The 11,073-nt window shown below is 35.8% G+C and carries 10 protein-coding genes; 5 read left to right on the top strand and 5 right to left on the bottom strand.

The window, feature by feature from the left end; all coding sequences use genetic code 11:
- A partial coding sequence (locus tag V7083_RS12260) for a hypothetical protein (RefSeq protein ID WP_335478068.1) occupies positions 1-187 on the top strand: 187 nt, incomplete at its 5' end.
- Between the two features lie 272 nt (positions 188-459).
- Here the strand turns inward: V7083_RS12260 and V7083_RS12255 are convergent.
- From V7083_RS12255 to V7083_RS12240, 4 genes are all read right to left on the bottom strand, one after another.
- Positions 460-1,680, bottom strand: coding sequence for an acetate kinase (locus V7083_RS12255; protein WP_335478066.1), 1,221 nt, complete (start codon positions 1,678-1,680; stop codon positions 460-462).
- 29 nt (positions 1,681-1,709) lie between these two features.
- Positions 1,710-2,939 carry a thiolase family protein gene (locus V7083_RS12250; protein WP_335478064.1) on the bottom strand — a complete coding sequence of 410 codons (1,230 nt, stop codon included), beginning with the start codon at positions 2,937-2,939 and terminating at the stop codon, positions 1,710-1,712.
- 66 nt (positions 2,940-3,005) lie between these two features.
- Complete coding sequence (locus V7083_RS12245) at positions 3,006-3,695, bottom strand: 3-oxoacid CoA-transferase subunit B (protein ID WP_335478062.1); 690 nt, start codon at positions 3,693-3,695, stop codon at positions 3,006-3,008.
- On the bottom strand, positions 3,696-4,349 hold the full coding sequence (locus V7083_RS12240) for a CoA transferase subunit A (protein ID WP_335478060.1): 654 nt from the start codon (positions 4,347-4,349) through the stop codon (positions 3,696-3,698).
- Positions 4,350-4,650: 301 nt separating this feature from the next.
- Between V7083_RS12240 and V7083_RS12235 the strand changes: the two genes are divergently transcribed.
- Positions 4,651-5,586 carry a LysR family transcriptional regulator gene (locus V7083_RS12235; protein WP_335478058.1) on the top strand — a complete coding sequence of 312 codons (936 nt, stop codon included), beginning with the start codon at positions 4,651-4,653 and terminating at the stop codon, positions 5,584-5,586.
- Positions 5,587-5,762: 176 nt separating this feature from the next.
- Here the strand turns inward: V7083_RS12235 and V7083_RS12230 are convergent, their stop codons facing one another.
- The gene (locus tag V7083_RS12230; protein WP_335478056.1) at positions 5,763-6,773 is read right to left on the bottom strand and encodes a LuxR C-terminal-related transcriptional regulator; all 1,011 of its coding nucleotides are present in this window, start codon (positions 6,771-6,773) and stop codon (positions 5,763-5,765) included.
- Positions 6,774-7,169: 396 nt separating this feature from the next.
- Between V7083_RS12230 and V7083_RS12225 the strand changes: the two genes are divergently transcribed.
- The 3 genes from V7083_RS12225 to V7083_RS12215 all read left to right on the top strand — a co-directional run bounded on the left by V7083_RS12225 (position 7,170) and on the right by V7083_RS12215 (position 10,624).
- Positions 7,170-8,381 carry an MFS transporter gene (locus V7083_RS12225; protein ID WP_335478054.1) on the top strand — a complete coding sequence of 404 codons (1,212 nt, stop codon included), beginning with the start codon at positions 7,170-7,172 and terminating at the stop codon, positions 8,379-8,381.
- A gap of 94 nt (positions 8,382-8,475) precedes the next feature.
- Complete coding sequence (locus tag V7083_RS12220) at positions 8,476-10,092, top strand: amidohydrolase (RefSeq protein WP_335478052.1); 1,617 nt, start codon at positions 8,476-8,478, stop codon at positions 10,090-10,092.
- 295 nt (positions 10,093-10,387) lie between these two features.
- Complete coding sequence (locus V7083_RS12215) at positions 10,388-10,624, top strand: hypothetical protein (RefSeq protein WP_335478050.1); 237 nt, start codon at positions 10,388-10,390, stop codon at positions 10,622-10,624.
- Positions 10,625-11,073 lie beyond the last annotated feature (449 nt).

The raw sequence follows: 11,073 nt of genomic DNA, 5'->3' as shown, positions 1-11,073 counted from the left end.
AAAAAGAGTGATTAGCTCGAATGTTACGTTGGCTCGTGTTCTCTATATAATAGAAGAAACACGAATAATATTGTTTGTTGACGTTTTTGTTTGTTTAGTTTTCAAAGATCAATTTATGAGACAGAATAACAATATATCATCTCATCATCAAGGTGTCAATAACTTTTTAAAAATTAATCACCACTAAAATCAGCGACATTTATTATCATAACAGGAACATTTAAAAATAGCAACACTATTTTTATAAAGAAAATGTTTTCTGTTAATCTCTCTAATTTCAATTTAGCGACAGAAATATATATTACTAGAATGTTTTACATAAGTCAATCATTTATAAATATATCTTGCTGCCGTATTTCTGCATGGCTAAACTAAAATCATATGTTGTAGGCTAAAGGAAAGGGAAGCTCGCTAGCTTCCCCCGTTGTTATTAAATATTAAGTTGATCATTTGGAATGATTAACCAAAACAATACAACGTTTCTTCTGAATTAATGTGAGCAAAACGAATGACGTCGCGTGCAATCATAACTTCTTCATTCGTAGGAATAATAATTACCTTAACAGGTGAGTGCGGATAATTTACGAATGCTTCTTCCCCTCTTACTTTGTTGAGAGAGGGATCCCAATATACTCCCATAAATTCAAGGCCTTTTAATATTTTCCCCCTCACCACATCGCTATTTTCGCCTATACCAGCGGTAAAAATAATCGCATCTACTCCGTACATGCGCGCAGCATAAGAACCAATGTATTTATGAATTCGATTCGCAAAAACTTCTAATGCCAGCTCAGCTCGACCATTTCCTTGGCCGGCTTGATCAACAATATCCCTTAGATCACTTGAAAACCCGGAAACTCCTAACATCCCGCTCTCTTTATTTAAAACATCAAGGACCTCATCAGCAGTCTTTCCGGTTCTCTCCATTATAAATGGAATCAGAGCTGGGTCGATATTTCCTGAACGAGTTCCCATAGTTACCCCTGCAAGTGGGGTAAAGCCCATTGAGGTATCAATTGATTTCCCCCCCATAATGGCAGCAATGCTAGCTCCATTTCCTAAATGGCAGGAGATCAGTTTTAATCGTTCTAGCGGACGTCCCAGTAATTCTGCAGCACGTTCTGATACATATCTATGAGAGGTTCCATGGAAGCCATACTTACGAACATGATATTTTTCATAATATTCATAAGGAAGACTATATAAATATGAACTTTCGGGCATTGTTTGGTGGAAAGCCGTATCAAACACAGCCACTGCCGGAACATCTGGCAGCACTTGTCGAAAAGCTTTAATTCCAGTCACATGTGCTGGGTTATGCAATGGAGCTAATTCAGATAAATCTTCTATTTCTTTTAATACTTCGTCTGTTATAAGAACCGCGTCATTGAATGCTTCTCCACCATGTACGATACGATGACCTATACCATTTATTTCATGAAGAGAATTAATAATTCCTAATGCAGTCAGTTTATCCAAAAGCAATTTTACAGCTACTTCATGGTCTGGAATATCCATTGTCTCCTTTATTTTTTGGCTGCCAAATGTAATCGTAAAAAAAGATTCATTCAAACCAATTCTTTCAATTAATCCTTTTGCCATAACTTCTTCCGTGGGCATTTCAAATAATTGAAACTTCACAGAAGAACTACCGGCATTTATTGCAATTACCTTTGCCATCTATCAGTCTCTCCTCCCTCCTCGTTTTATCAGCTTTGATAATTTTCTAACAAAATAGCAATTCCTTGTCCTCCGCCAATGCATGCACTGGCAATTGCATAACGTGCTTTTGGGCGATGTTTAAATTCATAGCATAGAGTCGTAATTATTCGAGCGCCGCTCATTCCTAATGGATGTCCTAGGGCAACCGCTCCACCATTAACATTTAATCTTTCATAAAGTGGTGTCCCAGGATAATTACCTAGTTCTTTTAAACACCCTAACGTTTGTCCTGCAAATGCTTCGTTAATTTCTAATAGATCAATATCTTCTAAGGTTAAGTTATTTTGAGCCAGTAACTTTTGAATGGCTGGAACAGGTCCTAATCCCATTAATGCAGGATCTACTCCAACGATTGAATAATCTACTACATATGCCATTGGTCTTAATCCCAATTCTTCTGCTTTTTCTTCTTTCATTAGGACCATGGCCGCTGCTCCGTCATTTACGCCTGAAGAATTTCCTGGTGTAACAGATCCGTACATCTTAAAAGCGGGTTTTAATTTTGCTAAAGCTTCTAATGTTGTATCAGGTCTTGGGTGTTCATCGGTATCGACAATTGTGACAGCACCTTTTTTTCCCTTTATTTCTACCGGGAAAATTTCTTCAGCCAAGCGTCCGCTCTCCATCGCTTTTTTGGCTTTCATTTGGCTATGATAAGCAAATTCATCTTGTTCCTCACGGGTTAATTCATATTTCGCGACAACATTTTCCGCAGTATCTCCCATATGATGGATATCTGGAAATAAATCATGTGGCTGAGAATTTTCGTGATGCTGTTTATCGGAATCAATCAGTAATCCATGTCCCATCCTAAATCCTTCATAACGGGCACTTAATGGCAGGTAGTAAGGAATACGTGAAAGACACTCTGCCCCACCTGCAACGATTATTTCTTTATCTTTCATAAATAATAGTTCTTGTGTAGCAGAAACTACCGCTTGTATTCCTGAACCACAAATTCGATTTACTGTCATTCCAGTTGATTCATAACGTAAACCTGCTTTTAAAGCAGCCAATCGACCTAAGTTTCCTGCATCGGCTGATGAAATGACATGACCAAGGATTACTTCATCTACAAGCTCTTGATCTATTTTTGATCTTTTTATTGCCTCTTCAATCGCTCTAGCAGCTAATTCTTGAACCGGAACTGTTTTCAAACCTCCTAGAAATGCTCCAACAGGCGTTCTTGCTGCACTTGTAATCACGATCCTACTCATTAAAAACCATCTACCTTTCCTAATTTGCATGTTGTCAATTGTAAGCGTTTTTTGTATTTCGAATGATTAAACTACTAAATTGTTTTCTTCAATTGGTCTATTCATTTCTTTTATATTTTTTGGAATAATTAGTTTTGCTCCCGTTGCAGCTTGAATTTCATCAATCGTGAAAATTGGATTATACTCTCTTAGGACAATTCCTTCTGAAGTAACGTCCATTACTCCCATTTCGGTGACAATTACATTGACACAATTTTTTGCTGTTAGTGGTAAAGAGCATCTAGATAAGATTTTCGGGCTTCCTCCATTTGTATGGAATGTAGCAACAATTACTTTTTTTGAACCAACACATAAATCCATTGCTCCACCCATACCGGTTACTCTTTTTCCAGGTATTTGATAGTTTGCGATATTTCCTAACTCATCAACTTGCATTGTTCCTAATACAGTTACATCTACATGGCCGCCGCGAATCATTCCAAATGAAGTAGCACTGTCAAAGTAAGATGCACCGGGTACTGCTGTTGCAGGATAACCGGAAGAACTTAAGATATCCGGATCAAATTCCTCACCTGGTTTAGGATCCCTGCCAATACCAATGATTCCATTTTCCCCTTGCAAAAGAATATTTCTTTCGGGTGCAACAAATTCAGCAACCATAGTTGGGAGGCCCACACCCAAATTAACGAAACTATTATCTTTTAATTCATCCGCTATACGTTTCGCAATAATTGTTTTCATTTGTAATTTATCCATTTAATATCCTCCTTCAATAACATAATCGACAAATATGCATTGCGTTTCGATAGCATCCGGATTAAGTTCACCAATTTCAACGACTTCATTTACTTGTACAATCGTAGTTTCAGCAGCAGAAGCCATTAATGGGGAATGACTTTTCTTTGAACCATGGTAAACAAGATTACCCATTTTATCAGCCTTATCAGCGAAGATGATGGCAACATCGGCTTTTAAAGGTTTTTCGAGTAAATATTCTTCACCATCTACTACGACTTTTTGTTTACCTTCCTCAATTAATGTCCCTAGGCCTGTTTTTGTTAATACTCCGCCTAGTCCATAGCCTCCTGATCTAATTCTTTCAACTAATGTACCTTGTGGGACTAACTCGACTTCAAGCTCTCCTTCTTGTAATTGTCTGCCTGTTTCTGGATTTGTTCCGATATGAGAAACAATAACCTTTTTAAATTGTTTATTTACTATCATTTTTCCTACACCCTGATCGACTAAGCCGGTATCATTGCATATGAGAGTTAAGTTTTTTATCCCCTTTTCAACTAAACCATCAATAATTTTTTCTGCTGAACCTGTACCGGCAAACCCACCTACCATAATAACTTGGCCATTCTTAACGACTGACAATGCTTCTTCAAGAGAAACGACCTTGTTCATATTGAACCTCCTACCTACTATTAAAATGAACCAATCTTGAGATCTATTCTTTTAACAAAAATCGTCGACTAATTCCTGTTATAATTTTCTTACAAGCTAATTATTTCATGGTTCCCTATTTCTGAAAAATACTTATATATACATTCCTCTTATAATGATTTAGTAATGTAAAATGGATAAAACAATAAAAAACGCCTACAAATTTCGAACAATACGAATATTTTTGTGAAAAATATGCATAATTGAAGAGAGTTATGTATAATTAAAAAGTTATAGTAATCATAACTAAAGGGGAATATCTATGAAAAAAAATATACTATCTTCTTATTTAAAATCCATTATTCAATATGGGAATATCTCTCAAGCTGCGAAAGCATTATTCATTTCGCAGCCATATTTAAGCCGAAAAGTGAAAGAGGCTGAAGAGGAATTTGGAGTAAAATTAATTAATCGTGATCAATCACCTATTACACTTACTTACGCAGGGGAACGTTTTTTAGACTATTTAAATCGTGCGGAATTATTATATTTAGATTTAGAGAGAGAAATGCAAGCCATTTCGCAAAAGAAAAAAGGACGTTTAAGATTGGGAATTAATTCAATATTAGGTTCCCAAACCCTTCATAAATTACTGCCAAAATATATGTCAGCATACCCTGGAATCAAAATTGAATTAGTTGAGGAATCAGCTAAAGGAATTGAATTATTATTAGAACAAAGAAAAGTCGATATTTCTTTAACTTTATTACCCGCAAAGTATCCTGTTACAAATTCATCGATTTCTTTTAAAAAATTATATCAAGAAACAATGTTACTCGTGATTCCGAATGGACATAGATTATACAACGAAAAACAAACAAAGATTACTCCTTTTCCCTTTAATTATCAAACGCTCAATAAAGAATCATTTATTTTATTACACCCCTCACTTGGATTAAGGCAAGTGACAGATGAAATTTTTAAGATGTATCATTTTTTCCCAGAAATATTATTAGAAACGTTGAATGTTGAAAATGCCTTTAAATTATCAAATAGTGGCATCGGATTAACAATTATACCGGATAGTATAAAGGAAAATAACTTGCCTACTAAATCTAATTTTTATACGATTGGCACCCCTCCGTATAAAAATAATGTCGTTATCGCTTATCTAAAGGCAGAAACCTTATCAGATCCAGCACTTGCCTTTTTAAATCTAGCGGAAGAATATATAAAATTAGAGAATTATCACAATTAGATATACTACACATGAAATAACAGAAAAATCGAGTATGGTCTTCAAGATGAAGGTCACATTTATCCTTTTGTGAAAATTTCACAGACGAATAATCAAAAAAAATCACCAAGGAGATCTACAATTTAAGTAGTATCTCCTTGGCAATATGATTCAAACAAGAGATTGTGTTTTATATCCTATTCTTTAGGCATTAACATTATATTCCCCATTAGCTGGCTACGCTTCGTAATATTTAGCTTCTGGTAAATGTTATGAATATGTGTTTTAACGGTACCGATGGTGATACATAGTTCATCAGCAATTTCCTGGTTACTTGCCCCCCTCAGAACAAACTGGAGAACCTCCTTCTCACGTTTAGTAATTCCATACTTACTTGTTAGCATTTCTAACTGATTATTCAAGTAGGACTGATTGGACTCCTGCAGTGTGGAGCTGTCATGAGACGAATCTGTACATACTTCTTGTATAAAATGACTCTTATATGCATAATTAATCCGCTGACAGTACCAGATAACGATGAATGAAAGTATAACTGAGTATAGATCTACAAATATATTTATTCTCTGAAAGGTAGGAAGATAATGTTGATAAAATAATGAGAACCAATTAGCAAATATTGTGTCTGCCATAAAGGCGACACACATACTAAAAAAAACAAACCAAATGCTATTTTTATATGCGCAAATCAATTTATATTCTTCCGGAGATTTCTTAATTTGATGCATGTAATAGAAATAAATCAAGCAAATCAATAAAATGCAAAACGAGCGCGCTGCATTAAATAACAAGTTAGCAATCGAAAAAGAAGGGATGAATTGTGTACACCAGATAATTAGTAATGCCGCAATTACCGGAATAAATCCACGAATACGAGGCTTCTTTTGCAGCAGCTCAAACATGATAAGTACGTATAAGTAGGCAGATATTCCAAAAAGTATTGTCTCAGGTAAGATATAGTACAAGTAATATTCAGCATGATGATTCCCTGAGTAACTAAAGGGCACGAAACCGGGATCAATAACAAAACAAAATATTGACTCAGCGATAAACACACCAAAAAGTGCCTGAAGCAATTTAAAAATCCTATTCTTCGTGACCTTATGAATGTATAGACACGAACAGAAAACATACATATAAAGAAGCAAAAAAACGACATCATATGCATAAATAAACAGCAAACTTTCCATCATATATTTCCCCTTTCTGTCGTGTATACATCAAAAAATTAACCGCTTTCATTAAATCTTATTGTACCCTTTTTTTAAAAAATTGTAATGATAAAACCCATGTTTTAGCCACTTTATGAAAACTCTATCTAAAGTTATAGGATTTTCATACCTAGGATTATAACATTTTATACCTAAAGTTGATGGTTTGTATTTTACGATTTTGTTATATTTCAATTGCAGTTTGGAAAGTAAGAGGGTTTAGAAGAATTTGAAAGGAGAGGAAAATGATATTTAGTTTAAACAAACTTTGCACAGAAAATCCTATTATTACTTTCCAAATTAATGAAGGATTGAAAGATTGAAGCATTTCATCATTTGATCTCAAATGTAAATAATTTAAGAGGTGAAAGTAATATGAAGAAACTTCCTGCTTATCGTTTCGTTATAGTGGCTATTGTCTGCCTATTAGCCTTTATCAGTAATTACATCCAATTTCAGATCTCTGCTCTTGCATATGTAATCATGCCTGCTCTTAATCTTTCAACTGCAGAGTTTTCAAGCCTGCTTTTAGCTCCAATGCTTGTAGCTGTTTTTTTTAGCATCCCCAGTGGTGCACTTGGAGACCGTATCGGAGCTAAAAAAGTTGTTAGTGTTGGCTGTATTATTTCCGTCATTGGAGCTTTTGGACGTATCATTGCTACCAATTTTGCACTTATGATGTTGATGCTACTGGCCTGTGGCATATTCATTTCTATTCTTAATGCAAACCTCATTAAGATTTTAGGTATATGGTTCCAGGAGGAAACAGAAAAAGCAATAGGTTATTTCTTTGCTGCAGCTTGCATGGGCATCGTTGTTTCACAAATGACAGGCACTTTGTTCCCATCGGTTAATTCCGCATATATAGCTTCTTCTGTCGCTTTGCTTATAGGAAGTGTACTCTGGATAGCTTTCGTTAAGGATTGTCCAGAAGGAATGTCTCTGCCTAAGCCTGAACCTGTTGTTAAGTATTTAAAGCATACAGCAAAAAGTAAAAATACATGGATCATCTCTATAGCTGCTGGCTTTGGTCTTGCATCAAGTACCGCTTATGCAGGTATTTTACCACAGGCTCTTACTTTTGCACATGGAGTGAATGCCTCTTTAGCCGGAACTATGGCAGCTATCATTACTGTCGGCAGTTTTTTGGGATCAATTATAGGTCCTATCGTCTGCAATAAACTAGGAAAATATAAACCATTCTTAATTGTTACTACCATAATCGGAGCAGCGATTATGTTCTATAATTGGTATTCCCCAGCCGGAATAGTGATGTGGATTGTCCTAATACTAAACGGCTTCTTTACTGCGGTCCAAGGACCAACCACGCAGGCATTACCATTTCTGTTGCCTGAAATTGGAGATAAATATGCAGGAAGTGCGGGGGGAATCCTTGGTACTGTTTCATTGCTTATGTCATATTTCATCCCAATTGTCATTTCTTCAATAGTTAAAGATAATTATGCACTTAATCTTGGAATTGAGAGTGTTATTTTCCTTTTAGCAGTCATCTGTTACTTTTTTATTCCTGAACTTGGACGAAAGGGAAAACCTGCAACATCGACAGCTGAAAAGACTCCTGCTTAGAAAAACTTGCTTCAAAAAAGATTTAACGATTTTACCGTAATTATGAAGAACTCTCAATGTTGGAAAAGTAAAAACATATTATGGAGGGATACAAATGAACGATGTAAATTATATTCTTAAAAGTAATACAATTTTTACTGCAACAGAAAAAGAACCTATTTCAGGAGCCGTAGCTGTCAAAGACAACCGAATTGTTGCTATAGGTCGAATGGAAGAGTTAAATGAACTTTGTGGAGAAAATACACAAATAATTGATTTTGGGGATAAATTGCTTATGCCAGGATTTAACGATGCGCATATGCATTTTCCACAAGGGGCTGTTCAAACTGATCCAAACTTTTGTATAAACTTAATAGACTGTAAGAGTGAGGAAGAATGCGTTGAACTTGTGGCAAAATTTGCAAAGGAAAACCCCGATAATCAATGGATCTTTGGATGGGGATGGTACCTTCCAATGTGGGATAATCCACAATTGCCATCGAAGAAAACACTTGATGCGCTTGGACTTGACAGGCCTGTTTTCCTCAACACATTCGATTGCCATACGGTCTGGTGCAATAGTATTGCACTTGATAAGGCTGGTATTACACGCAATACACCACAGCCTAAAAGTGGAGAAATAGGTCATGATGAAAATGGTGAGCCAAATGGCATTCTTTCTGAATTTGAAGCAATTTCCCCTCTGAATGATTTGATGTTCAACGAATGTTCGATTAAATCATCGTTATTAAATTGTCTTAGTAATTTCCGAAAGTTAGGAATAACAGCTGCAACAGACGTACATCCTAGCGTGATCAATGCTCATAAAACAATGCATGAAATTGAAACAGAAGGCGATCTCACTTGCCGTATCAGCATGTTTCCTGATATTACAAAACTGGATGATGCAAAAAAATTAGACAAACACTATCATTCTGACCGTTTGAGGATAGCTGGACTTAAGCAGTTCTTGGATGGAGTAGTTGAGGTGCACACAGCATGTCTCAGTGAACCTTATGCAGATGAACCAGACTGCTATGGCACATTAACATGGACGCAGGAAGAAATCAATGAATTTGTGCTTGCAGCTGAGCGCGAAGGTTTTGCAGTTAAATTACACACTATTGGCGATAAAGCGGTTACAGTAGCCCTTAATGCCTACGAAAATGCACAGAAAGTACTTGGAGCAAAAGGTTTGCATCATTCGATTGAGCATGCTGAAACAATTAAAGAGAAGGATATTATGCGCATGGCCCGTTTAAATGTTCTGGCAAGCGTTCAGCCGCAGCATACTTTCTTAGGATTAAGCACAGGTGCATATAATGTATGCCTTGGTGACGAAAGGACATCTTTCACTTGGCCCTTCAGAGAAATTCTCGAAGCTGGAGCGAAACTCGCTTTAAGTACAGATTTTCCTGCGTCCTTTTCTCCGAACCCAATCTTGAGCATTCATGGAGCGGTTACTCGTTCTACTCCGTATTTAGGTGAGACTGCAGAGGGAGTTTATAAGGAACATGCGATTACACTTTCCGAAGCGCTTATTGCACATACGCGAGATGCTGCATATGCAGTAACATTTGATTCACAACTTGGTACACTCGAACCTGGTAAACTGGCTGATATCATTGTTCTTGATCGGAATTTATTCGCTATTGATCCAATGGAAATAAAATATGCTCAGGTTGATATGACAATGGTAGATGGAGCCATCGTATACGAACGAGAAAAATAAAAATTAGTATGATTTGCTGTTGATTGGATTTTAGGAATAAATATTTGCGAAACGAGACATGACCGTTGTAGAGGGAACACTCCATATTGGTACAGTATTTTTTCACCTTTAATGTAAAAATGCTCATAATATTATTGGCACATATAGAAACCTTTGGATTGTACCATCCTATGTTGCCTTAATCTAGGAGTGTTCACTCTTCATTAGTTCAGATCATCAGTGTAGCTTTTGGCATTGATATAACAATTCCAGTACTATTCTTATTGGTACAGCAATTATTTTAGGAGGATAAAAGGTGAAAACGCAAATAGCACTTAAAAACGGAGTATTGAGTGGCATTATGGGTCTCATAGTCAGCTTTGTGATGAATTATTATGTTGTTCCTTTTCCTAGTTCGGAGATTGGGAACGCTGTAGGAAATGGTATTAGTGGATTGCTTAGTGGTTTTATGGGAGCATTCATTTCACTAATTACTTTTATATCTTCTTTAGAAAAGAAGAAGAAAGAAGTTTCAGGACAAAAAGATGGATAAATTGAATATTCTTACAAGCCAATTTAGCATAACTTAATTCATTGTTAATACTTTATTACTGTTGGGTTAATCCTTATTTAAAGATAAACCTTTATTCTTTGAGAAGAACAAGCAAGATTACATCAACAAATCCGTAAGGAATGAGCAATATATTCTCAAAGAGTATTAATTGGTTTTCTAATAGTGATTTGTATAAAGAGTATGATGAAGATGATACTGAAAAATATAATATAAAAAGTTGAAGAACTCTATTCGGGTTCTTTTTTTTCATTGTTTAAGGATGAATAAAAATTTAGATCGATCGAAACTTGAAATATATAAAGGAGCAGCTTTTCACCAGTCAGATAAACTTTCAAATTATCCACACTTAAAATTTTTATAATTTCCTATACCACAAAAAAAGACCAACCTTAAACTGGTTGATCTTTAGCTGCCCGGCAACGTCCTAC

Origin of the sequence: Bacillus sp. JJ1764 (genome assembly GCF_036962145.1) — a bacterium.
GTDB lineage: Bacteria > Bacillota > Bacilli > Bacillales > Cytobacillaceae > Neobacillus.
This window is presented reverse-complemented; position numbering and strand designations above follow the sequence as displayed.